Source organism: Blastomonas sp. CCH9-A1 (genome assembly GCF_001557175.1).
GTDB lineage: Bacteria > Pseudomonadota > Alphaproteobacteria > Sphingomonadales > Sphingomonadaceae > Blastomonas > Blastomonas delafieldii_A.
Map to the genome: position 1 here is coordinate 23,870 of NZ_LSHM01000071.1, position 23,623 is coordinate 47,492.

The 23,623-nt window shown below is 63.4% G+C and carries 23 protein-coding genes and 3 riboswitches; of the genes, 2 read left to right on the forward strand and 21 right to left on the reverse strand.

Features of this window, described 5'->3' with window-relative positions:
• Window positions 1-18 precede the first annotated feature (18 nt).
• Genes bluB through AX725_RS19230 form a run of 8 tightly spaced genes read right to left on the reverse strand, consistent with a single transcriptional unit; the run spans window position 19 to window position 6,421 of the window.
• Window positions 19-666 carry a 5,6-dimethylbenzimidazole synthase gene (gene bluB / locus AX725_RS19195; protein ID WP_081095568.1) on the reverse strand — a complete coding sequence of 216 codons (648 nt, stop codon included), beginning with the start codon at window positions 664-666 and terminating at the stop codon, window positions 19-21.
• Window positions 663-1,289 (reverse strand): cob(I)yrinic acid a,c-diamide adenosyltransferase, encoded by a 627-nt coding sequence (gene cobO / locus AX725_RS19200; protein WP_039330652.1) that lies wholly within the window; start codon window positions 1,287-1,289, stop codon window positions 663-665. Before cobO ends, bluB begins: the two co-directional genes overlap by 4 nt.
• Window positions 1,279-2,043 carry a precorrin-6A synthase (deacetylating) gene (cobF, locus tag AX725_RS19205; protein WP_039330650.1) on the reverse strand — a complete coding sequence of 255 codons (765 nt, stop codon included), beginning with the start codon at window positions 2,041-2,043 and terminating at the stop codon, window positions 1,279-1,281. The genes cobO and cobF overlap by 11 nt, the downstream gene beginning before the upstream one ends.
• Window positions 2,040-2,858 carry a uroporphyrinogen-III C-methyltransferase gene (cobA, locus tag AX725_RS20700; RefSeq protein WP_230962559.1) on the reverse strand — a complete coding sequence of 273 codons (819 nt, stop codon included), beginning with the start codon at window positions 2,856-2,858 and terminating at the stop codon, window positions 2,040-2,042. The genes cobF and cobA overlap by 4 nt, the downstream gene beginning before the upstream one ends.
• The gene (locus AX725_RS19215) at window positions 2,759-4,072 is read right to left on the reverse strand and encodes a cobyrinic acid a,c-diamide synthase CobB (RefSeq protein ID WP_039330645.1); all 1,314 of its coding nucleotides are present in this window, start codon (window positions 4,070-4,072) and stop codon (window positions 2,759-2,761) included. Before AX725_RS19215 ends, cobA begins: the two co-directional genes overlap by 100 nt.
• Window positions 4,069-4,854 carry a precorrin-4 C(11)-methyltransferase gene (cobM, locus tag AX725_RS19220; protein WP_039330643.1) on the reverse strand — a complete coding sequence of 262 codons (786 nt, stop codon included), beginning with the start codon at window positions 4,852-4,854 and terminating at the stop codon, window positions 4,069-4,071. Before cobM ends, AX725_RS19215 begins: the two co-directional genes overlap by 4 nt.
• Window positions 4,851-5,216 carry a cobalamin biosynthesis protein gene (locus AX725_RS19225; protein WP_039330641.1) on the reverse strand — a complete coding sequence of 122 codons (366 nt, stop codon included), beginning with the start codon at window positions 5,214-5,216 and terminating at the stop codon, window positions 4,851-4,853. The genes cobM and AX725_RS19225 overlap by 4 nt, the downstream gene beginning before the upstream one ends.
• Window positions 5,213-6,421 (reverse strand): bifunctional cobalt-precorrin-7 (C(5))-methyltransferase/cobalt-precorrin-6B (C(15))-methyltransferase, encoded by a 1,209-nt coding sequence (locus AX725_RS19230; protein ID WP_039330640.1) that lies wholly within the window; start codon window positions 6,419-6,421, stop codon window positions 5,213-5,215. The genes AX725_RS19225 and AX725_RS19230 overlap by 4 nt, the downstream gene beginning before the upstream one ends.
• Here AX725_RS19230 and AX725_RS19235 point away from each other — a divergent pair.
• Window positions 6,420-7,181, forward strand: a complete 762-nt coding sequence (locus AX725_RS19235; RefSeq protein WP_039330637.1) for a cobalt-precorrin-6A reductase — start codon at window positions 6,420-6,422, stop codon at window positions 7,179-7,181. The two genes, AX725_RS19230 and AX725_RS19235, sit on opposite strands and share 2 nt — an antisense overlap.
• On the opposite strand, the gene cobJ is transcribed toward AX725_RS19235, so the two are convergent.
• The 12 genes from cobJ to AX725_RS19295 form a co-directional block, all read right to left on the reverse strand.
• Window positions 7,145-7,921: a precorrin-3B C(17)-methyltransferase gene (gene cobJ / locus AX725_RS19240; protein ID WP_039330635.1), complete on the reverse strand. Its 777-nt coding sequence runs from the start codon at window positions 7,919-7,921 to the stop codon at window positions 7,145-7,147. The two genes, AX725_RS19235 and cobJ, sit on opposite strands and share 37 nt — an antisense overlap.
• Window positions 7,918-8,655, reverse strand: a complete 738-nt coding sequence (gene cobI, locus AX725_RS19245; protein ID WP_039330633.1) for a precorrin-2 C(20)-methyltransferase — start codon at window positions 8,653-8,655, stop codon at window positions 7,918-7,920. The genes cobJ and cobI overlap by 4 nt, the downstream gene beginning before the upstream one ends.
• Window positions 8,652-9,281: a precorrin-8X methylmutase gene (locus AX725_RS19250; protein WP_039330631.1), complete on the reverse strand. Its 630-nt coding sequence runs from the start codon at window positions 9,279-9,281 to the stop codon at window positions 8,652-8,654. The genes cobI and AX725_RS19250 overlap by 4 nt, the downstream gene beginning before the upstream one ends.
• Window positions 9,281-10,408, reverse strand: a complete 1,128-nt coding sequence (locus AX725_RS19255) for a ferredoxin-like domain-containing protein (protein ID WP_039330629.1) — start codon at window positions 10,406-10,408, stop codon at window positions 9,281-9,283. The genes AX725_RS19250 and AX725_RS19255 overlap by 1 nt, the downstream gene beginning before the upstream one ends.
• Window positions 10,405-13,683, reverse strand: coding sequence for a cobaltochelatase subunit CobN (gene cobN, locus AX725_RS19260; protein ID WP_039330627.1), 3,279 nt, complete (start codon window positions 13,681-13,683; stop codon window positions 10,405-10,407). The genes AX725_RS19255 and cobN overlap by 4 nt, the downstream gene beginning before the upstream one ends.
• Window positions 13,684-13,691: 8 nt before the next feature.
• Window positions 13,692-14,729 carry a cobalamin biosynthesis protein CobW gene (gene cobW / locus AX725_RS19265; protein WP_039330625.1) on the reverse strand — a complete coding sequence of 346 codons (1,038 nt, stop codon included), beginning with the start codon at window positions 14,727-14,729 and terminating at the stop codon, window positions 13,692-13,694.
• A 181-nt stretch (window positions 14,730-14,910) separates the two neighbouring features.
• A riboswitch (cobalamin riboswitch) is annotated at window positions 14,911-15,141 on the reverse strand.
• 89 nt (window positions 15,142-15,230) lie between these two features.
• The gene (locus tag AX725_RS19270) at window positions 15,231-16,211 is read right to left on the reverse strand and encodes a DUF6925 family protein (RefSeq protein WP_052241778.1); all 981 of its coding nucleotides are present in this window, start codon (window positions 16,209-16,211) and stop codon (window positions 15,231-15,233) included.
• Window positions 16,208-16,990 (reverse strand): ABC transporter ATP-binding protein, encoded by a 783-nt coding sequence (locus tag AX725_RS19275; protein ID WP_052241777.1) that lies wholly within the window; start codon window positions 16,988-16,990, stop codon window positions 16,208-16,210. The genes AX725_RS19270 and AX725_RS19275 overlap by 4 nt, the downstream gene beginning before the upstream one ends.
• Window positions 16,987-17,973, reverse strand: a complete 987-nt coding sequence (locus AX725_RS19280; protein WP_039330624.1) for a FecCD family ABC transporter permease — start codon at window positions 17,971-17,973, stop codon at window positions 16,987-16,989. The genes AX725_RS19275 and AX725_RS19280 overlap by 4 nt, the downstream gene beginning before the upstream one ends.
• Entirely contained in the window at window positions 17,970-18,761 is a 792-nt protein-coding gene (locus AX725_RS19285; RefSeq protein WP_160328032.1) for an ABC transporter substrate-binding protein, read from the reverse strand. Before AX725_RS19285 ends, AX725_RS19280 begins: the two co-directional genes overlap by 4 nt.
• A 113-nt stretch (window positions 18,762-18,874) precedes the next feature.
• The gene (locus AX725_RS19290) at window positions 18,875-20,818 is read right to left on the reverse strand and encodes a TonB-dependent receptor plug domain-containing protein (RefSeq protein ID WP_039330622.1); all 1,944 of its coding nucleotides are present in this window, start codon (window positions 20,816-20,818) and stop codon (window positions 18,875-18,877) included.
• Between the two features lie 215 nt (window positions 20,819-21,033).
• A riboswitch (cobalamin riboswitch) is annotated at window positions 21,034-21,276 on the reverse strand.
• Between the two features lie 57 nt (window positions 21,277-21,333).
• Window positions 21,334-21,795 carry a hypothetical protein gene (locus AX725_RS19295; RefSeq protein WP_137776011.1) on the reverse strand — a complete coding sequence of 154 codons (462 nt, stop codon included), beginning with the start codon at window positions 21,793-21,795 and terminating at the stop codon, window positions 21,334-21,336.
• Between the two features lie 217 nt (window positions 21,796-22,012).
• Window positions 22,013-22,255, reverse strand: a riboswitch (cobalamin riboswitch).
• Between the two features lie 112 nt (window positions 22,256-22,367).
• Here AX725_RS19295 and AX725_RS21350 point away from each other — a divergent pair.
• Complete coding sequence (locus AX725_RS21350) at window positions 22,368-22,769, forward strand: hypothetical protein (RefSeq protein WP_152998733.1); 402 nt, start codon at window positions 22,368-22,370, stop codon at window positions 22,767-22,769.
• Here the strand turns inward: AX725_RS21350 and AX725_RS21730 are convergent.
• Entirely contained in the window at window positions 22,680-23,516 is an 837-nt protein-coding gene (locus tag AX725_RS21730) for a DUF7146 domain-containing protein (protein ID WP_039330619.1), read from the reverse strand. The genes AX725_RS21350 and AX725_RS21730 overlap by 90 nt on opposite strands.
• Window positions 23,517-23,623: the final 107 nt, after the last annotated feature.

The following is a 23,623-nucleotide window of genomic DNA, read 5'->3' on the forward strand; positions in this document are numbered from 1 at the left end:
TGCTCCATAGATTGGGGGTCATCGGTCGAACACTCGGTTGGTCACAGGTTCCCGGGCTTGCCAGCCCCGCCGCTCCAATTCGGGTGTCTGGGACGGGTCCTGGGGGTATCCGAAGCACAGCAGTGCAATCAGCGACCAGTCGGCGGGTACGTCCAGCAAGGCGCGGATGACACCGGGCTCGAGGATCGATACCCATCCGACGCCAATGCCGCGGAGCCTTGCCGCCAGCCAGAGTGTGTGGATCGCCAGCACGCATGAATAGCGCAACATCTCCGGCATACTGACAATGCCAAGTCCATGGCCTGCTTTGGGCTGCTCATCACAGAACACCACGATCAGTTCCGGGGCTTCGCGAAGGCCATGCAGCTTGAGCGAACGATACAGTTCCTGCCGGGCTTGGCAGGCATATTGCTGCGCTGCTTGTGCGTTCTGTGCATCGACATGGTCGGCCAGCGCCTGACGAAGGGTGGATGAACGCACGCGCACGAACCGCCAGGGCTGCGCATTCCCGACCGAAGGCGCGAGGGAGGCACACTCCAGCAGCGCACACATCTCCTCTTCCGCGACAGCACGGGCTTCGAAGTGCCGCACATCGCGTCGCCAGCGCAGCAGCTGCGCAAATCGAGCCGCGAACTCGGCATCGAACTGGGGCGGCAGATCGCTCAGAACTCGATCCCTGCCTGCGCCTTCACGCCCGAGCGGAAAGGGTGCTTGATCATGGTCATCTCGGTGACGAGATCGGCCGCCTCGATCAGTGCATCGGGCGCATTGCGTCCGGTGACGATGACATGTTTCATCTCGGGTTTCGCGGCAAACGCCTTAAGAACCTCATCCAAGGGCAGGTAGTCATACCGAAGGACGATGTTGAGTTCGTCGGCTACCACCATCTGGTAAGCCGGATCGGCGATCATGCGGCAGACTTCATCCCAGGCAGTACGTGCCGAAGCGATATCGCGTGTCCGGTCTTGCGTATCCCAGGTGAAACCTTCACCCATCGGCTTGAACTCGACATTTTCCGGGAAAGCGTCGAACACCGTCTTTTCGCCTGTCGCCATCGCGCCCTTGACGAACTGGACGACCCCGACCTTCATGCCATGTCCTATTGCGCGCACGACCATACCGAGTGCAGCGCTTGTCTTGCCCTTGCCCGTGCCAGTGTGAACGATCAGCAGCCCCTGCTCGCGGGTCTTGGTGGCCATCATGGTGCTACGCGCAGCCTGGATCTTGCGCATTTTCTCGGCATGGCGCGCATCTGCGCTTGCAGCTTCTTCTTCGCGGTCAGCAGGCATCGGCTCGTTCCTTTCGCATCAGGTAGACATCCATGATCCAGCCGTGGCGAGCGCGCAGTTCCGCGCGGCGCGCGGCAATCTGCGGCGCAGAATCGGCAAGTGGCCCATGCACCAGTGCTTCTTGCGACATGCCCAGATAGGCACCCCACCAGATCGTGATGCCAGCAGGATCGAGGACTTCGAAGGCGCAGCCGGAATCGAGCATGACGACGATCGTGTGCACTCCCAGCGGCCAGCCTTCCCGGCGCAACCTGCGGCCGGTGGTGATCGTGACAGGTTCGGCCAAGGCGTTCAGCGGGATGGCGTGAGCAGCCGTAAGAGCCTGAATGCTGGTGATACCGGGTTCGACGCGAACAGTTAGGTCGACCCCAGCCGTCCGGAGCCGATCGGCAATACGCAGTGTGCTGTCGTAAAGCGACGGATCGCCCCACACGAGCAGCGCGACCCGCCCACCATCAGGAAGGTGAACTGCTATCTGCTCTGCCCAAATCGCTGCAATCGCATCGTGCCAATCGTCGACGGCCTGCGTGTAGTCGCCATCCTGTCGGCGAACGGGCATGTCGAACTCGGCCATGCGGACCGGTGAGGCCAATGCGGCGCCACAGATGGAGTGGCGCAGGTCCAGGAGATCTGATTTGGCATCGCCTTTGCGGGGCAGCAGAATGAGATCGACCGCGTTGATTGTGCGTATTGCAGCACGCGTCAGGTGGTCGGGATTCCCGGTGCCTATGCCGATCAGATGGAGGTGGATCATGCCTCCTCCATCATGGGGCCGTAGATCACCAGTGCGGTTGCATCCGATCCGCCGTCGGCAAGTGACCGAGCAAGTCCGGCAATAGTGCTTCTGGTAAGTCTTTGGTCCGGTCGGCTAATGTTTTCTGCCAACAAGGCTGCAGTATCGTCCGCAAGTCCTGCCGCGACAAGCTGCGCAGCAAGCGCCGGAAATGTGCGCTTTGGCATGAAGACGACCGTTGTGGCACAAGGGTCGGCAAGCGCTGATAGATTGAGGTCTTCGGGTAAAGTGCCAGTCTTGCCATGTCCGGTTACGAACTGGACGCGTCTAGCGTGCTCGCGTCGTGTCAGTGGTATCGCGGCAGCTGCCGCTGCGGCGGTCGCCGAGCTGACGCCAGGAATGATCTCGAACGAGATTCCCGCATGGCGAAGCGCCTCAATTTCTTCTTCGAGTCGGCCGAACAAGCCAGCATCTCCCGATTTGAGCCGGATGACATGCTTCCCGGCCAGGGCATGGTCCACCAGAAGACGGCTGACTTCGGCCTGACTTGGAGATGGCCGACCGGCGCGCTTGCCTACCGCTACCAGTTCAGCGTCATCGCGCGCGCGGGCCAGGATCGGTCCCGCAGCCAGATCATCAAACAGGACCACCTGCGCTGTCTCAAGACGAGAAACGGCTTTAAGGGTCAGCAGCTCGGGATCGCCAGGGCCCGCACCCACAAATGATACGAACCCTTTCACGATGCGTTCGCGATCATGTGGAAGAAGGTTCCGGTCACGCGGCCGCGATACGAGCCTGTTTCGGCAACCGCGACGCCATCTGCATCGGTTACACATGCCAGCGCTGCGTCTGTCTGCTCGAGGATCGTCGAGTAGTGGAACTCGTGGCCGCGCAGTCTTTTGCCTTTGGCCAGTCCGGCTATCGGTGCCAGCAGTTCGGCCTGGCGATAGCCGAGATGCATCTTGCGCTGTGCATAGCTGGTAACAAGCCCCAGCAGGCCGGCCATACGATGCCGTTCTCCCGACTTGTCCACCAAGGCCTCGCCCAGAACCATGTAGCCGCCGCATTCGCCGTGGACCGGGCGGGTCTTGGCGTGATGGCGCAGGCCGGTCAGGAAGTTCGTCGCTGCAGCGATGGTCCCTGCGTGCAATTCCGGATAGCCGCCCGGCAGCCAGACAAGATCGGCATCGCGGGCAGGGGCCTCGTTTGCCAATGGCGAGAAGGGCATGATCTCCGCGCCAGCCCGCCGCCAACCTTCGAGCACATGGGGATAGACGAAGGAAAAGGCGGGATCGCGGGCGATGGCAATCCGCTGGGCAGGGGGAAGCGGCAGTTGGCCGGGGGCCGGAGGCGGGGCGCTGTTGCTGCTGGCGGCATGGCGGATGGCATTCAGATCGACATTTGCACGCAGAAATGCGGCATAGTCCGATATCGCCCGCTCGAGATCGGGATGCTCGACAGCCTGGACCAGACCGAGATGGCGTTCTGGCAGGGTGAGATCGCCGCGCCGGGGCAGGGCACCCAGCACAGGCATGCCTATCGCTTCCATCCCCCGGCGCACCAGCCGTTCATGGCGGGGACTGGCCACCCGGTTCAGGATCACGCCTGCAAACGGCAGCGTGTCATCCAGATGCTTGAAACCGAGCGCCGTTGCAGCGGCGGATTGGGCTTGTCCGGACACGTCCAGCACCAGCACAACCGGCCAGCCCATTGTCCGTGCAATGTCCGCACTGGCGCCATTGCCAACGGCACCCCGGCTCGCGACACCATCGAAAAGGCCCATCGAAGCCTCGGCAAGCACCATGTCCGCGCCAACAGCCTCTCCCGCGATTGCAGCGATCAGCTCGCCATTCATGGCCCAAGTATCGAGGTTGAACGACGCACGGCCGCAGGCGGCGCGGTGAAAGGCGGGATCGATATAGTCGGGACCGCTCTTGAAGGGCTGGACCACCGCGCCGTCTTCAACCAGCGCTCGCAGCAGGCCCAGCATGACCGTAGTCTTGCCCGTTCCCGATGCCGGAGCGGCGATCATCAGGCCTGAAACGCTCATTCCCCGGCTCCTGCAAAGCGCGAGCTCGCATCCTGTGGGCGGAAGCGCCGGTCGTAGCCGTGGGCGTAGAGGCTGCTTTGTGCGAAGTCCTCCGCCCCCAGCACCCGTCCGACAAGGATCAGCGCGGTTCGTTCCATGCTGCCGGCGATGGCTGTTTCGACGGTGTCGAGGGTGGCCCGGACGATCCGCTGGTCGGGCCAGCTGGCGCGCCAGACGACCGCAACGGGGCAATCCGCGCCATAGGCGGGAGCAAGATCGGCCACGACCCGCGCGAGGTTGTGGATCGATAGATGGATAGCCAGAGTCGCGCCCGTCACAGCGAAATTGGCGAGGCTCTCGCTCTGCGGCATCGCGCTGGCCCGCCCTGGCGTGCGCGTGAGTACCAGCGACTGGCCGAGCTCGGGCAAGGTCAGTTCGGCTTCCAGAGCCGCCGCTGCCGCCGAGAAGGCGGGAACACCCGGCGTGACCGTAAACGGAATGTCCAGTGCGCGCAGGCGGCGCAATTGTTCGCCCATTGCCGACCAGACGGACAGGTCGCCCGAATGGAGGCGGGCAACATCGCACCCTGCGGCGTCAGCCTCCGCTATCTCGGCGATGATCTCGTCCAGCGTCATGGGCGCGGTGTTGACGATGCGGGCACCGGGCGGACAGTGATCGAGTACAGCCACGGGAACCAGCGAACCGGCATAGAGGCAGACCGGGCTGGCGGCGATCAGGTCGCGCCCTCGCAGGGTCAAAAGATCGGGTGCGCCGGGGCCGGCGCCGATGAAGTGGACGGTCATGGCTGTGATCCTTCGGCAATGGCGCAGCTGGCCATGCGATCGGGCGAGATGTGGCGCGTGCGCAAAAGGCGGGCGCCCGGACCAGCGGCGACCAGCGCGCAGGCTTCTGCGACACTGCCGGTCGCGCGTGCCTTCAGGCTGGCGGCAGAGCTGGTGGGCGTAGGCGTGGTGGACAGGGACGCCGATGGGATGCCGGTCATCGGCAGTCCCAGTGCCTCTGCAAGCGGTACCAACGCAGACGTCTTGTCGATGGCGGTCGCCAAATGGGTTATAGGGGGCAGCCCGTCCTGCGCCAGTTCCAGCGCCGCCCGCAGCGAAGCGAGGCCTGCGCCGCGCCGAAAGCCGAAGCCAGCCACGATCATAGCGTGACGCTCCACTGTACCACGGGATAGCGCCCCTTCCAGCCATGCCGCTGGCCAAGGGGCACGGCATCGGCCAGTTCGATCCGCAGCAGACTGCCGCCCTTTGCGCCATGCCAACGGGTAAGAGCGGCTTCAGATTCAAGGCTCACGGCGTTCGCCACCAGCCGCGTTCCATCAGGCAGCCGGGCCCAGAGGGCATCGAGCAGCGGGTCGGACAAGCCGCCACCGATGAACACAGCATGCGGATGGGGGCCTTCCGGCAGGCCTTCGGGCATCCGGGCATTGATCACATCCAACCGGTCTACACCCAGAGCCTTGGCGTTTGCGCGGGCGCGGCCGGCCCGTAGCGGATCGGCTTCGAACGCGGTCGCCCGGTTGGCGGGATGAGCCAGCAGCCATTCGATCGCGATTGACCCAGAACCCGTGCCGATATCCCAGAGCCATTCACCGGCACGCGGGGCGAGGGCCGAGAGGGTCAGGGCGCGCACCGGGGCCTTGGTGATCTGTCCGTCGTGATCGAACCACGCATCCGGTCTGCCGGATGTGACGGGCAGGACATTGCCTGAACCGGCGAACGCGATGCCCACGGCAACGGGATGGGCAATGTCTGCGAACGGCAGGGCTTGCGCGGTCGTCACGCGGAGGCGTTCATGGGGGCCGCCCAGCGCTTCCATCACATGAAGCGTCGATGGGCCGAAGCCCTTGCTGGTCAGATATTGCGCCGCCGTGGCAACGGCATCGCCATCGCGCAGCAGGACAATGGCGCGCTGGGCGGGTGCGATATGGGGGCACAAGCGGTCCAGCGGCGCTGCGTGCAGGCCGAGGCAGGCCGTTTCCTCGATCGGCCAGCCCAGCCGGGCGGCAGCAAGGCTGAAGGTCGATGGCGCGGGGTGCGCAACCCATTCCGCCGGACCGAGATGGCGCGCAAGGCTTGCGCCTGCGCCGAACCAGAACGGATCGCCCGATGACAGCATGACCACCCGCCGCCCGCGATGCGCCAGCAGTTCGGCTATGCCGTCGGCAAAGGGAACTGGCCATTTGAAGACCGCGCAGGTAAGCGCGGGAAGCAGCGCTAGATGGCGCGCCGATCCCATGACCAGTTCGGCCCTGGCCAGCGCGGCCCGGCCCGCTGAGCACAGGCCGTCCACGCCGTCTTCACCGATGCCGATGATCGTCAACCATGCGCGAGGGTCCATGTCAGCCATGCCGAATGTTCTCCTGCTTGGCGGAACAACCGAAGCGAGCGCACTGGCGCGCCTGCTTGCGGCAGCGCAGGTTGCGACGACACTCAGCTACGCGGGCAGGACCGACAACCCGCGGCCACAGCCGGTGCCGATCCGCGTCGGCGGCTTTGGTGGGGTGGCGGGGCTTGTGGCCTATCTCCAAGACCATCGCATCACGCATCTGGTCGATGCGACGCATCCCTTTGCCGCGACTATGAGCGCACATGCCATAAAGGCCGCGCGGATTGCCGGGATTGCCCATATCGCCTTGACCAGACCCGCATGGGAGGCCGGGTCGGGCGATCGCTGGACATGCGTGAGAGACACTGCCGCTGCGGTGGCCAAACTTGCGGGCACGCCGCGCCGCATCCTGCTCGCGCTGGGCCGAATGCATGTGGAAGCCTTTGCCGCACAGCCGCAGCATCACTACCTGCTGCGCTTTGTTGACCCTCCGGCTGCGCCCCCAGGCCTGCCCTCCCACGACCTTGTCATCGATCGCGGGCCGTTTACGGCTGAAGGTGATCGGCTGCTGATGCAGTCTCACATGATCGACCTTGTTGTGTGCAAGAACGCCGGTGGCACGGGCGCCGAGGCAAAGCTTGTCGCTGCGCGCCAGCTCAAGCTTCCGGTCGTGATGATCGACCGCCCGGTGATCGGTGACCGGATCGAGGTCTGTCGCGCAGAAGATGTGCTGGAATGGCTTGGTCATGAGGCCACTTCCGCAACGGACCGGGGCGTATAGAGGATAGGGCCTGCCGCACGTTCGATGATCCGCGTCCGGCTTGATCCCACGATCACCGTGGTGCGCATGTCGGCCATTTCATCGTGCGCCTTGCCCAGCGGCACGATGCGCAGATCTTCCTGCGGCGTTGTGACGGCGCGGGCAAACAGCATCGGGCGATCATCGCCGCACAGCTCCTTCAATAAGGCCAGCGCACGGGCGAAGCCTTCGGGACGTGCCTTCGAGCGGGGGTTGTAAAGCGCCAAGGCAAAGTCCGCCTCCACGGCCAGCCGCAGCCGCTTTTCGATCATGGCCCAGGGTTTCAGGTTGTCGGAAAGATTGATCGCGCAAAAATCGTGACCCAGCGGTGCCCCGGCCCGTGCACTGGCGGCCAGCATGGCGGTGATGCCCGGCAGCACCCTGATATCCAGCGTCCGCCAGCGGGAAGGACCTGCCTCAAGCGCTTCGAATACCGCCGAGGCCATCGCGAACACCCCCGGATCACCTGACGATACGACAACGACCCTGCGGCCCTGCGCCGCAAGATCGAGCGCCAGAGCGGCGCGGTCGAGCTCCACCCGGTTGTCCGAGGGGTGAAGCGTCAGGCCTTCGCGTGCAGCTATCCGGGCGACATAGGGAATGTACCCGATCACGTCCGTAGCCCCGGCCAGCGCGGCGGTGACTTCGGGTGTGACGAGTGCCTCGTCTCCTGGTCCCAGACCGGCGATTGCTAGCCAACCCTTGTCCTTTTCCCCGGTCATGGTCGCCTCCCCTGACCATGGATCAGCAGGATCGAGAAATAGGGGGTCACCGCCTCAGCCTCGGCCAGCATGGTGACGCGCTGTCCGGGCATCGCTGCGTGTTCGACCAGCCATGCCGCATCCATGCGCCCGGCGGCTGCCACGGCGCGGCGAAGCTTGGGCAGGTTCCGACCGATCTTCATCACCACCAGCGCGTCAGTCTCGCGGATCCGGCGGGCAAGCTCGGCTTCCGGCAGCGTGGCCATGACCACGGTCATCACATCATCGCCCCAGGTGATCGGCAGGTCCGTCGCGGTCCAGGCGCCAGACATGCCCGTGATGCCAGGGACGACTTCCACCGGTATGCGGCCTGAAAGGCGGGCATGGAGGTGCATGAAGGAGCCGTAGAAGAACGGGTCGCCCTCACACAGCACGACGACGTCCTCACCCTGCTGCGAAATCGCTGCAAGCCGCTCCGAACAGTGCGTGTAGAACGCCGACAGGCAGGCATTGTAGCGAGGATCGGATACCGGGATTTCGGTGGTTACCGGATATTCCATCGGAAACTCGATCACGTCAGCGCGGAGCATCCCTTCCACGATGCGCCTTGCCTGGCCGGGCCGCCCAGCCTTGCGGAAATAGGCGACGTGGTGCGCCGTGCGTACAAGCCGGTCGGCGCGCACGCTCAGCAGGTCTGCCGCACCCGGACCAAGCCCGACACCGTGAATGGTGCCGATGTTCGTGCCGGCGTTCATTCGGCCGTACTCGCCAGCGCGTTGATGGCCGCCACGGTGATGGCACTGCCGCCAAGGCGGCCCTCGACGACGCAGCAGGGTGCAGGAGGAGCGGCCCAGAGGGCAGCCTTGGATTCAGCTGCTCCCACGAAGCCCACCGGACAGCCGATGATCGCCGCAGGGCGTGGGCAGGCGGGGTCTTCCAGCATGTTCAGCAGATGAAACAGCGCGGTTGGTGCATTGCCGATCGCCACGACCGCACCCGCCAGAATGGGCCGCCACAGTTCCAGCGCGGCAGCGGATCGGGTGTTGCCGATCTTGCGTGCAAGGTCAGGCACCGCAGGATCTTGCAGCGTGCAGATGATTGCGTTGCTCCCGGGAAGCCGGGCGCGGGTGATCCCTTCAGACACCATCCGCGCATCGCACAGTATCGGCGCGCCGCCGGCCAGCGCAGCGCGTGCCGCATCGGCAAATCCCGACGAGAACCGGATATGCGCTGCAAGTCCGACCATCCCGGCCGCATGGATCATCCGCACTGCCACCTGCTCTTCGCCTGGCGCGAAAGGGGAGAGATCGGCTTCGGCGCGGATCGTGGCAAACGACTGGCGATAGATCGCTGCCCCGTCGGTTTCATAGACATGGGGCATCAGACGGCTCCAAAATGCGCGAGGATTTCGCTGGCGCTCAAGCCGGAGCGGGACGGAGGCGATCCGGCTTTGCCAGCAAGGACCAGATCGAACCTGCCGTTGCGTCCGGTCAGCGTGACATCGGCCACCTGCGAGCAGGCGCAGCCTTTGGCACAACCCGAAACGTGCAGCCGTCCCGAGACATAGGGCGCAAGTCGGCGCGCAAGCGCACGGGTTTCAACCGTCGCCTGTGCGCACAATGGTGCGCCCGGGCAGGCTTCCACATGGGGCAGCGGATCAGGTTTAGCGCCGGTGGACGGGTGGGTCCGGGCAGCCGCCGCCCCCTCGATCAACAGCCGCCGCCACGGTGTTGTTCGCAGTCCAGAAGCAGAACCGGATTCGAGCAGGATGGCGAGCTCCGAAGCCTCTATCAGCCCGAACGCCAGCGCGATCGATGGATGATGTCCGGTGCCAAGCACATGGCCCGGTTCAGCCATTGCAGGCGCGATCGCACCTTTTGCCCATGCGGGAAGTTCCGCATCCCAACGGGCCATGCGCCCGGCTGCGGCGGCGCCGCTCGCGGCGAACCAGTGAGCGAGAGCGATCAGGGCGTCCGCTTCCGTGCCTGGAGACAGGCTTGATCCGGTGAGGCAACCATCGGCGCGAAGGATGAGGCTGCCGTCCGTGCCGCGTTCGACACGGAAATCGCCGGATGCGCCGGTCAGCACAGCGGCAGGGCCGGCATCGATGACGAACCCGACCTTGCCGGGAAGATCGGGCCATTCGCCTATCCGGGCCAGCAGGGCGTTGGCGATGCGGTGGGTGTCGTCGTTCTCCTGCCAGTCGGGCGCGACAAGGACGTTGCGCCGCGCTTCGAGTGCAGGCTCGGGCTGCACTAATTCCAGCGCAATCAGCCTTTGGATCAGCAAGGGCCAGCGATCTTGGGCAACGCCGCGAATCTGCAGATTGGCGCGCCGCGTCAGGTCGATCAGCCCGCTGCCGCAGGTGGCGGCCGCATCGCAAAGGGCCAGCGCCTGCTCCCGTGTCAGCCGCCCGAGCCGGGGTTTGACCCGCACCAGTAGGCCGTCGCCGGATATCATCGGGTGCCATGCGTCCGGGCACCAGCCCTTGACGGCAAATCCGGTCATGGTGCCTCCCGCAGGCTGGCCAGGATGGAATTTCGCCGGGTGCGCCAGAGGCCCGCGGCATGCAGCGCGGCAAAGCGCGCTTCCATCGCCGCCAGTGCATCGGGATTTTCGCGTTCGAGGAAGGCGCGAACTTCGGACTGGCCGAGCGTTGCCTCGTGATAAAGGTCGATCAGCTGCGGCGGCACGCTGCCGGAAAGATGTGCGAAAGCGCCAAGATGGTCCAGCGTCGCGGCCAGTTCCGCGCCCCCACGAAAGCCGTGGCGCATCATTCCTGCGATCCAGCCTGGATTGGCGGCTCGGGCACGGACCACGCGGGCAATTTCTTCGGTCAGCGTGCGGGCCGCCGGGTTGTTCGGGTCCCGATTGTCGAGATGATAGAGTGCGGCCTTGCCTCCGACAATCGCCTGGGCTGCGGCAAAGCCTGCCTCGTGCCCGGCATAGTCCGCGGCCAGCAAGAGGTCGGTTTCAGGCAGGTCCTGCAGGTGGACGAAGGCGTCCGCGCTGGCCACTCGCAGACGGATGCCATCGGGGTCAGCCTCGCTTCCCGTGCTGGAATCGGAAACGCTATCCAGCGCGTGGTCGGAGGCTGCCAGCCATGCTTCGCCCGCCGCACGCCGGGCATCATCGGTATAGGTTTCGGCCGCGTCTCCGATCCCGAGTCCATACCGGCCCGGACGCGGACCATAGACGCGCGGCGCTGGGGCCAAGGCAACGAAAGGGTTCCAGTCGGCGGGTTCGTCCCTGGTGCACAGCGCCCGGACGGCCTGACCGAACAAGGCGGGCAGGGTGGGAAAGGCATCACGAAACAGGCCCGAAACGCGCAGCGTTACATCGAGGCGAGGGCGGTCGAGCATGGCGAGTGGGAGAATCTCAACCCCCGTCACGCGCTCTGAAGCCATGTCCCACATCGGCTTTGCCCCCAGAAGGTGCAGCGCCATCGCAAACTCTTCACCAGCCGTGCGCATGGTGGCCGAACCCCACAGATCCACCACAAGGCCACGCGGGTAGTCGCCGTGATCCTGCAGATGGCGGCGGAGCAGCTCCTCGGCGAGCACGACGCCCTGTGCATGCGCTGCGCGCGAAGGTACTGCGCGCGGATCGATCGTGTAGAGGTTGCGTCCCGTCGGCAGCACATCGGTTCGTCCGCGATGGGGCGAGCCAGATGGTCCGGGAGCGATCCATCGGCCGTCCAGCCCAGCCAGAAGCCCGTTCCGCTCTGCCGCGCCCTGTTCACCGCGGCCGAAAACGTGGAGACCGTCACCGAACTGGCTGGCTTTCACATCGCAGACGAAGCGATCGATCCGGGTGATCGCTTCGACCAGAGTGGTGGCGGTATCAAGGCCGAGCTCTGCCTCCAGCCCCAGCGCGGCAGCTTCCTCGCGGATGGATTTCTGCAGACGGTCCCGGCGGGCAGGGTCCAGCCCGTCGGCATTGGAGAATTCGTCCAGCAAAGCCTCGATCCGGCCCAGCCCGGCGCCGCTTCCGGTCGGGACGAGCGGCGGCGGCACATGGCCGATGGTGACAGCACCGATGCGGCGCTTGGCCTGCGCTGCCTCGCCCGGATCGTTGACGATGAAGGGATAGATGACCGGCATCGCTTGTGTCAGCGCTTCGGGCCAGCAAGCGTCAGACAGCGCTACAGCCTTCCCCGGCAGCCATTCCAGCGTACCATGCGCGCCAACATGGACCAGCGCATCCGTACCCTGCTGGCCCAGCCACAGGTAGAAGGCGACATAGGCGTGCCGCGGGCAGCGCGAGAGGTCGTGATAGTCTGCATCGCGACTGATAGGCTCGCCCCGCTCGGGCTGAAGCGCCACCAGCACCTGGCCGAGCGTGAGCGCCGGGAAGCGAAATGCCCCATCGACAGCCAGCGGATCGTCTTCCGGCTCTCCCCATGCCGAGGCAAGGTCCTGCCGCAGCGTCTCGGGCAGGGCGGACATGGCAGTGCGATAGGCATTCAAAGGCCAGACCAGATGCTCGGTCGCCAGCTGCCTGGCAAGATCGGTGGGGCGGCTGACCTTGTACCCGGCCTCTGCCAGATCGGCGACAATCGCATCGACTGAGGCCAGCGCGTCAAGACCCACGGCGTGCGCCATCTGGTAGGCCTTGCCGGGGTAGGTCGACAGGATCAGGGCGACGCGGCGTTCGCATGCCGGCTTGCGGGCCAGCCCGATCCAGCGCGCCACGCGGTCGGCGACCGCTGCGATCCGGTTGTCATCGCCGCGGTGCGAATAGGGAGCGAAGCCGAGTGCCGGATCGCGTTCGCCCGCTTCCTTGAAGCTCGACACGCCTGCAAAGATGCGCCCGTCAATCTCGGGGAGTACGACATGCATGGCAAGGTCAGCCGGCGAGAGGCCACGCGATGTGCGCGCCCATCCTGCGCGCGGTGCGGTGGCAAGCGCGATCTGGAAGACCGGAACGCCCCCCCCGTCGAGCGGCGTTCCGCCATCCTCGCCCCGCGCTGAAAAAGCCGTGGCATTGACGATGGCTGCAGGCGCCAGCGAACGCACCCAGCGATCCACCTGTGCCCTGACCTCAGGGGGCTTGAGCGAGGGGACGAAGATCGAGAGCGCGTCAAAGCCGCGTTGTTCAAGCGCGGAATGAAGCGCGGCGATCGGGTGCAGGTCGTGTGCGGCGAGGTACGCACGGTAGAAGACGATCAGGATCAGCGGCCGATCCGCATTGGGCCTGAAGCTGGCAGGATCGATGATCCCGCAGGAGGGGTGCCATCCGCCAGTTGCCGGCAAAGCCGTGCATTGCGTCACAGTGCTGACGCCAAGCCCTGCGGCGTGCGCGAGAGCGGCCAGGGCCGCGCGCGCCGCTGCCGCGCCGCCCTCGTCACACAACTGGCAAAGCTTGGCCAGCGTGGCGGCAGGAAGCGTGGAGACACTGTCGAGGTGCCAATCCGGCCGACCATCGGCAGGCAGGACAGCAAGCGCAATCCCGCGCGATCGGGCGAGGGTCTCGACCTGTTGAAGGCCGTAGCTCCAATAGGGCGTGCCGCCGATCAGCCGGATCAGCACGGCCTTTGCCCCGGCCAATGTCTTTTCGATATAGGTGTCGACCGACAAAGGGTGGATCAGCGCGGCAAGATTGGCGAGCCGCAACGAAGGAAATGCCGGATCCGCCGCTTGCGCCTGGCGCCAGCCTTCCGCGAACGCACCAAGATCGCTGTCCGAGAAGGACAGGACGACAAGATCCGCAGGCTCCTGCCCCAGATCCTGTGGGATGGCCGTTTCCTCCATCCCATGCGTTTCGCGAAAGATGACGTGCACGGCCTAGCTTAGCCTGCCAGCACCGCGCGAATGGCAGGCTCGTCGATATCGTCATGCTCGGCGATGGCGACCAGGGTGGTCTGGCGCCGCTCATCGGGGCGCCATGGGCGGTCGTACTGGTGACGAACCCTCGACCCGACGGCCTGCACCAAGAGGCGCAAGGGCTTGCCAGTCACGGCAGCGTAGCCTTTTACCCGCAGGATGCGATGGTCGCGGGCGAGCGTTTCGATACGCGCCACCAAATCGGCGGGATCGGCAATCTCGCCGAGCGCGATGACGGTGCTGTCGAAATCGTCGTGCTCGTGATCATCCTCATTGTCGTGATGCGAGGGCCGGGCAGCGATATCGTCTTCGGCGGCAGCTCCAAGTCCAAGGATCACGCGAGGGTCGACAATCCCTTCGGCTATCTCGATCACAGGCACGGGGCGGGGTGCTTCGGCCGCAATGGCTGCCCTTGCGGCAGCGACTCCGTCAGGTCCGGCCAGATCAACCTTGGTCAGCAAAACGAGATCGGCGCAGGCAAGCTGGTCCTCGAAGACTTCGGACAGCGGGGTTTCGTGGTCGATCCCCGGGTCTGCGGCGCGCTGGGCCTCCAGCGCTGCAAGATCGGGGGCAAACCGTCCGGCAGCAACCGCTTCGGCATCGGCCAGCGCAAGGACGCCATCCACCGTGATGCGACTGCGGATTGCCGGCCAGTCGAAGGCCTTGAGCAAGGGCTTGGGCAGGGCCAGCCCTGATGTCTCGATCAGGATATGGTCAGGGCGCGGATCAAGCGCGAGCAGGCGCTCTACGGTGGGAATGAAATCGTCCGCCACGGTGCAGCAGATGCAGCCGTTGGCCAGTTCGACGATGTTTTCCGCCGGGCAATCGGGAATGGCGCAGGATTGTAGGATGTCCCCATCCACCCCCAGAGTACCGAATTCATTGACGACCACAGCCAATCGGCGTCCGCCAGCGTTGCGGATCAGGTGGCTGATCAGCGTGGTCTTACCGGCACCCAGAAAGCCGGTGATGATCGTGACGGGTACCTTTGACAGGTCCGACATGGCAGTTCCTCCGCGCGCCAGAGCGACACCGGGCAGGGCTTGCCGGACAGGTCCGGTCGGCGCGCGACAACGGGCTGGCGCGACAGACGCCCGAAACCACGCGGCCGTGCAGCCCCAGCCGCACAGCTTCGTCGCTCAGACGGAAGAGTACCGTGCCTTGGCCATCCCCTGGACCCGGGCAAGAGCGACCAGAGCGCCGGCAGGTCTCCTGGCTCGCGGGTCACAGCTTGATGCACGCCTTCCCAGATGCGCGTTCATGCGCGGTCCAGTGGCTTTTCCTGCACGCGCAGGAAAAATGTGCATCGCGCTATCCGCTTACAGTTGCAGGGACAGCCGCGGATTTGGGAGCTACGCTCCCGCACCGCATTCCCGATTAAGCCCCGTTGGGGGCACCGGCGCGATCATCGATGGCACGGGCAAACCCGCATCATCATTGAATATCTCTAGACCCAAACTTCGATCATGCCAATCAAAGTTCGCGCTGAAATTGCAGGCGCAACCTCACTGTTCCGTTTCATCGGTTTCAACGGGAGCGCGGTCGAACCAGACGCGCCAGGGACCCACGTGCTCGTGACCGGCAGCGGCAAGACGGCGCAGGACGATGCGGGCTTTCGTTCGGCCCCGCCGTGTGTCGGGCCAATCAAAGAATTCAGGGTTTGCGCCTTCAGCCACAGCGGTGCGGATATGTGCGTCCACGGCACGATCCTGATCAAGGCCAAAGCGTTCAAGCATAGGTGAAAAGGCGGTGTCCGTATCGGGCACGAAATCGTGCCGTTCACCCAGTGCGTTCCGCCAAGGTGAGCGAGGGTGAATGTTCAGGATCGACTGATAGCCATCCGGAATGGGGACGTTGGCGCCATGTGGCCGACCCTTCCCGATAAGCTTGGCAAGCAGATGGGTGTGCGGGCCTTCCGGCGATTTCCCATCCGGAGGCGGAATCGGTTGGAAGACTTCGATCCGTCCGGCAGGCGAGAGCATGACCCGGTGGGGCTGCGCACGCAGAACCTCGGCCATGACTGTTGGCGAAGACAGCAGGTCCTGACCTTCAAGAGCCTCGAGAGCCCCGATCAGCGCTTCGTCGTCAGTGCGGGCGCACATCCTTATGGTGCCGTTACAAACGCCCATGTCGAACAGGCGGCTCGACTGGTCTTCCCTGCGAATGGCGTCGGTATCGGCGCCCAAAGATACGACAGCCCGATCGACCGAACCAGTCAGAGGCGCGCAGAGCGCCATTGCATGACCCCAGCTTTCGCCATCAGAGGACAGGCTATCCCAGGCAAGGCATTCAAAGCTATCCGAATGCCTGATCCGCAAGGCACCGCGAGCGGTCACGATTTCGATATTGTCGCGGTCGTTTTGAACCGTGGCCGGCTCATCCTCGTCGCGAATGAATTCGCCGATCGCACCGAATGTGCCGATGCTCCAGCCATGGCCAGGGTCGCACGCGAGACGTGCCAGTTCGTCAAAGGAAATCTGGTTCATGATGATACCCCGGACTTGAGAAAGCGGACGGAAATGCCGTCCCCGTCACGAGATAACCGGACCGGAACGTCATAGAGCGAGGTGAGTAGGCTTTCGGTGACGACTTCGTGCGTCGGACCGTGTGCAAGCAATCGCCCATCGCGGATTGCGAGGATCGAGTCCGCGAAGGCCAAGGCCAGATCAAGATCGTGGATCGCCATGACAACCGTGCACCCGGCCGTGGTCCGGGCCTTGAGACGCTGGACGGCATCGATGGCATGGCGTGGATCCAGACCCGCGGTTGGTTCATCAACGATCAGAAGCGCTGGATCGCCGACAATCGCGCGGGCCAGCATTGCCCGCGCCAGTTCGCCACCCGACAATTGCGTGGCTGGCCGATCCCGCAAACCCAGCAGATCGCAGGCGAGCAGTGCATCGTCGATGGCGGGAAGCAGAGCGGACGGTATGGTGCCGAATGCTGGCAGCGCCGGAGTCAGCCCGAGCGCAACCACGCGCTCTACGGTGATCGGCCAATCAACCCCCGCACGTTGCGGCAGATAGGCACGCAACTTGGCAAGTTCCCGGCGGCCAAGGCGGTGGAGGTCCTTGCCATCGAGTTCGACCGAACCTTGCACCGGGCGTTTGAGGCCCGATGTGATGTCCAGCAAGGTGCTCTTGCCGGCGCCATTGGGGCCGATCACAGCAGTCAGATGGCCCGATGGAACACGCGCCGATATCCCGTCAAGGACCAGACGCTGCCCCCGGCGCGCCGAAACACCATGAAAGTGCAGCGCGCTCATGCGGTGCGTCTCCGGACATGAAGGACCAGCCACAGGAAGAACGGTGCCCCGATCAGGCTGATGAACACCCCGAGATTTAGCGGCATGCCCCGGAATACCAATGTGCGCGACGCGATGTCGGCGAGGGTTACCAGAACGGCTCCAACCAGCATGGCCGGGATGAGCACCTTGCCTGGACGATGGGCGACCAGAGGCCGGACAAGGTGAGGCGCAATCAGGCCTACGAAACCGATCGTTCCGGATACGGCGGTTGCGCCTCCGACGCCAAGGGCCGTACCGATCAGCGCCAGCATGCGCGTTCGTGAAACCGCAATCCCCAGGCTTTCAGCCTGCGCTTCACCCAATGCAAGAGCATCCAGAGCTCGGCCCGTCAGCAGAAGCATCGTACCCCCGGCAAGGATAAAGGGTGTGGCAAGGCGGACATGATCCCAGCTTCGATCGGCAAGCGAACCCATCAGCCAGGTCATGATCTCGTAAGCGGCATAAGGATTGGGGGAGAGGTTGAGCGCCAGACTGACGCCTGCACTGGCTATGCTGCTGACTGCTGCCCCGGCCAGGATGAGCGATAGGGTACCGCCTCCCCGCGCAAGGATGAAGGCAATGCCTGTGGTGACGAATGCACCTGTCAGACCAAACAGCGGAGCGGCAAGGGTAAAACTGGCGGCAAAGCCGAAATAGATGGCGATGACCGCACCGAGCGAGGCACCTGCCGAAACGCCCAGCAGGCCGGGGTCAGCCAGCGGGTTTCGCAACAGCCCCTGCATGACGGCACCCGAGAGGCCAAGGATGCCACCGATGGCCATCGAAAGGACAACCCGTGGCAGGCGGATCTGGGTGACGATCTGGCCAGCCAGATCCGCATGATCGAAAGCCAGCGCCTGAAACGCTTCGCGTGGTGTCAACCAGACGGAGCCAGCCAGCACCGAAGCGAAAGCGCTGGCGAGCAGACAACTGACCAGCATGGGAACAAGCCACCGGGTCATAGCGATTTCCCACCGGCAAAGGGAAGGGGAGAGCGGGCATGGAGAGCCGCTGAACGAAGTTCGTTGCGCAACTGCATCGCGGCTTCCGTCACCATCGGCGTTCCGCAAACGTAGTACGCCTGTCGGATCGTCAGCGTACGGTCACCGTCCCAGTAGCGACGGATTAGAGGGTGTCGCTCGACGTTTTCGCGAAGCCCCGGGCGGCGACCTACCCCGGCGCCTTTCACCAGCAGGGACGGAGCAGAAAGGAGCAGGATTTCGATATCCGGTTTGCCGTAGCTGCTCTTCTGCAGTGTGTTGGCAACATTGGTCGCACCGGCTGTCTTGAGCACAGTGTCATAGAGAGACCCCGTGCTTGCATTGAAGCCAGCACCATCCCACGCAGCCACTCGTAGCGGCGGGCCCGGATCGCGCGCAAGGTCGGCCAGTTGGCGGTCCATTTTTGCGATCAATTCCTCGCCGCGAGCGGGCTCTCCTACTGCCTTGGCGACCTGTCGGGTTATCTTGCGGATATCTTCGTAGGTTTCCGCATGATCGACCTCGATCATTGGAAACCCTAATCGCTTAAGCAGTCCGCGTGTTGCCGGCGTCGTAAATGCCCCGGCAATAACCAGGTCCGGCTTCTGGCGCAGGACCTCCTCCGACATTCCATGGTTGATGTCGACACGCGCAGCCTCGCGGAACATGAGGGAGCCGTCGGGATCGCGCGACAGCCAAGTGACCGACGCGATCCGCTCAGGTGGCAGCAATGCCAGGACAAGCTGATCCGTGCACTGGTTCATCGACATGACATGGACTGGCTTTGCTGCCGCCTGGCTGCGACTACCAGACGGCTCCGTGCAACCGGCCAGAGCCGGAAGCACGGAGATCATCCAAAGGAGGCAGAGCGCCTTGCGGAACATCAGAAGCGGACGCGAACGCCACCATAGCCTGCGCGGCCCGGAGTGGCGAAACTGAACACCTCTTCGTATTGCTCGTTGATGAGGTTTTCTACGCGCGCAAACAACGAAATGTTGGGGCGCAACTTGTATTCGGCATTCAGGTTAACCAGTACATATTCCCTCAGGGACACGCGCACCGGAATGAAGCTTGGATTTGTAAACGCGACATCGGTCTGACGCCCGTTGTAGCGCACTGTCAACGTACCCGAAAAGCGCTCATCCTTGCTGAACACTGTCGCGTTGAAACTGCCGATATGCTTGGGGCGACGCACCTCGACTGTGCCGTTTTCTCGCGCATGAAGCCATGTGTAGGCGGCGTCCAGCCTGATCTGGGGAATTGGACGGGCGGCAAGGGCCACCTCAATGCCATGCTGTTTCGACAAAGTTGCACGGTTTGATGGCGTCGCTATGAAGGTCGGAGCGGGGAAGGTCGTGAAAATTTCGTCCTTCAGGCGGCTATCGAAATAGGTCGCGCTTATGGTGGCCTTGCCATCGCTGAAGCTTTGCTCGATGCCGGCTTCCCACCCTTCCGACTTCTCGGGCCTCAGGTTAGGGTTGCCAATATAGCGGCCATCGGAAAATCCATAGAGCTCGAAATAGCCCGGATTCTTGACCCCCGTTCCATAGGCACCGCGAACACGGGTACCAGTCGGGAGCGAATAACTGCCTTGAACCCGCCAAGTTGTGGGGTCATCAAAGCGATCATTTTCGTCATGGCGGATCGATGCACCAAAAGAGAATGCGTCGTTGATCAGCAGTTCATACTGCCCGACAATCCCGACATTGTCGGTCGATCTTTTTCCCTGAAACGCGAAGGATGACGGTGTGGTGTTCTGGAATTCTTCGCGCTCGACGTCGATTGCGGCGGTCAGGCGATGCCGGATGGCGTCGGTGCCCAGCCGCAGGCTCGATTCGAACGAGCCTTTGTAGCGGTTACCCTTGTTGCCGTAATCGAAGCCCGCAGCGTCGAAGCCCTTGCGCTCGCTCAACGCGACTTGCCCTGTCACTGCGTTCGTCCAGCGGCCGTCGAGCCCGATCAGTTCAGCTCTCACAAGACCATAGAAGGCCTTGTTTCTGAAGAACACGCCGGGGCTGTCGACGGTGAATCCGAATAGCGGGCTCGCCGGATTGTTCTCGCTGTTGTTGGTATCGGCTTCCGTGAAGCTGTAGCGGGCAACGCCGGTCAGTTTGAAGGTTTCGGACGGCGACCAGATGAGCTTGGCCGAAAGGCCTGCGATGTCGGAGCCGACATCCCTGCTGCCATTTCGTGCCGTGGGATAGCCGCCGGTGTGATAGTAAGCGCCAGACACAGCATAATCGAGATCGCCAGACACTCCGCCAGCACGCGCGCTTCCGGTGAAGGTGTTGAAGCTGCCGCCCTCTGCGCGCAAGCTGACCCCCGGAGCCTCCTTCCCGGTCAATGTCAGATACTGGATAACGCCGCCGATCGCGTCCGAACCGTAAAGCGAGGACTGCTGCCCTCGCAGGACTTCAACGCGGGCTTCGGGATCGGCAATGAGAGTGGCGAAATCGAACTCGCCAAAATACGGGTCCGAAGCTTCTATACCGTCAATCAGAACGAGGACGTGGTTGCCCTCGGAGCCGCGAAGCCGGAGCTGGGTGAGGCCGCCAGCAGCGCCGGTGCGGCTCACGGCAACGCCCGGCACATCGCGCAGAATGTCCGAAACAATCCGGGTCTGGCGCTGCTCCAACGCTTCGCTGTCCAGTACCGTCACCGACGCACCGAGCTTGTTTACGGCCACGGCCTCACCGGACCGTGACGCCGTCACGACAATGGTTTCTCCGCTGTCATTGGTTGTAGGCTGTCCCGGGTTCGACTGCGCGAAGGCCGGGCAGCTGGCTAGCGCCAGCGCAAACGTGGATACGAGAACAGGTTTCTTCATCGGGATACCCCCTTGGTGCCGAGCAACTGCGCGACGAAAAGGGGCAACCGGATCCATCAACTCCCAAGGCGAGTCGGGAGAGCGCACGAACGGTCGGCCAGGCCAACGCGAGTGGGCACAATTCACCCGCGCAGGACTAACCCTGCGGCCCCAGCCGCAATGGTTCGTCGCTCAGACGGAGGTTACCGTGCCATGGCCATCCCCTGGACCGCAGCAAGAGCGACCAAACGCCGGCAGGTCTCCTGGCTCGCGGGTCATAGCTTGATGCACGGCCTTCCCAGGCCGCGCTTGGACAAGCGTAAGGCCCAGTGGCTGCTTCCGCCCGAAGGTGGAAGCGATGTGCATCGCGCTCGCCGCTTACAGTTGCAGGGACAGCCTCGGATTCGGATCAGCCAAGGCCGCTCCTCACCGTGTTCCCGAATTAAGCCCTCTCGGGCACCGGCGCGATCTGTTGACAACGGTCTTAAACCGTTGACGTTGATCCACTAGTCGAAAGTCGCCCGAAAGCCAATCCCTTAACGACTGGCATCGGAACGACGCCAAGCCTCAACGATGGCAGGATTTTCAAGCAACCGTTCCACCGCATCCACATTATAGGTCGCGAGCGAAATGAGGTTGTCCCCTCGGCGTATTTTGGATGTCCCGGAAATTTGCAGTCGGCCATCTTTCGACCACCGGTTGCGTTCGGCGGGGGTGAGCGACAACAGCTTCTCAATCTGCTTGAGACTAAGGGGTTTCGAAGCGATCCGGCGGAGCCTGTCGCGAAGCTCATCGACAAGCATTTCAGCAGAGCCCAACTGATCGGGTTGAAATCTGCAAACTCTTCCGGGTTTGTCGATTGCGCTGCCACTCTTCGCCATGAGTAGCCGCATGGTAGCGTCGCGCTCGCCCTTATGGACCACAAGGCCAATCGGCATCGGCCCATCGAGGTCTACCTCTACGACCAAATGGTCATTGTCTTTCTTGAGGGTGACCAAGCGGCGGATTGCCATAACGTCAGGCACTATATGACATTTGCATTGCAGGTGTCTCCGGTCCGGACGCCACGAACCAAGACCAAGTCGCCACGTGAGGTGGTCAGCAGCTTTCTCCTGGCGCGCGCCCGCAGCGCCGGGGCCGCTGAAAGACCCAGTCACATCGATTCGTCGCTCAGACGGAGGTTTACCGTGCCATGGCCATCCCCTGGACCGCAGCAAGAGCGACCAAGCGCCGGCAGGTCTCCTGGCTCGCGGGTCACAGCTTGATGCACGGCCTTCCCAGGCCCCGCATGACTTAGCGTCCGGCCCAGTGGCTGCTCCCGCCCGAAGGTGGAAGCGATGTGCATCGCGCTCGCCGCTTACAGTTGCAGGGACAGCCTCGGACTCGGATCAGCAAAAGCCGCTCCTCACCGTGTTCCCGAATTAAACCCTCTCGGGCACCGGCGCGATCTGTTGACAACGGATTTTAACCGAAGTCAGCGGCAGTATAATTGACATACAGGATAAAACCAAGCTGTGTCTTGAAGTGATAGCGTTTTCCTTTGGCCCCATCACCGAAAATCCGAGATTTCATGGGCAAATGGTTCGCCATAAATCGAATTGACGCGATTGATAATCCCGCAAGCTTTGTAGTGGGAAAGATGCAAGTAATCGGTCTGCGTAGTTTCGCTGCACTGCTTGAAACGGGTTCCTCAATGGACCGATCCGTTTTCTATGATGGTGTGGCCTATGAACTTCGACGGCGGAAGTCGGAACTGCATATCGATGCTGAAATTCGACCGGCAAGTTTGCGGTATGTTTCCGAATGGCTCGTTCAACAGCTTACAGCGTTTGTCGGTGCCTCGCGCCCGATCTTCATCGCCGACACTCAGCCTGATGTTCATTTAACGGATATGGCTCTGAGCTTCTGCCCAATCGTGGAAAGGCCTTGGCGGCGGATCACGCAAGAGCTGCCTTTCTGGTATGTTATGTGATCCAACTGCCGCCATTGCAGCGTATCGGCCTGGACCATCGTTGTCCGCGGCGATGTAAAGGGTGCCAACTTGGTCCGGAACGTTGATTAGCGCGAGACGCTTATTCCCGAGTGCTGCCCAGCAAGGGACTCCTTTGATCTGAGTATAGCTCGCCGCATCCTCCATGCCCTCAGCAATGGCGAGCACGTCGCCCTCGAACTGCGGTGCCCACGCGCCCCGTTCAGGCTTTCCGAGCATGAATTTGCCATCATGCCATGTTCCGTCGTTGGTCAGCCTGATCCGCTGGATGGCCGTCATCCGGTGCCCGGTTCTGACACCGACCAGTATCGCGGGCCGGAAGGTGGTCTTAGGCTTGCGGCCGAATGGGCACCGCGGATGGAAGCGTAAGTCGGGGAGGTCGATTGGCAGCCGCCGCGACCGAAGGTAGACTTCACCGAGCGTTCCGCGGATCTCCGTGGCCTGATCCCATATCCTTCTGACGTTTGGCGCAGTTCGTTCTGGCTGATAGCTTGGGGCAGAGGAATTCAGGATCGGTTTGGTCCGACCGATTTCGCGCAGGACATCCTCGCTGCGGCATCCCGCAAAACAGTGGACCAGAATACCCCGCTCGCCCTGCCGGACTGAAAGTGACGGCGTTCGGTCTGCATGCGCAGGGCAGATGCACATCGCGTAGGAACCGTGCCAACGGCCCTTCAGCGCAGCAACGATGTCGATGGTCTCCTGGGTGGGTTTGAGCGCAACTAGCATAAACTCGCTCCTCTCAGCTCAGCCTCACCATCTTTCCCCTCTGGATCGACCCGACCTTCTCCGGCACGGCTCGCGATGGCCAACGCCGCTTTCGTCTGTGCGATGCC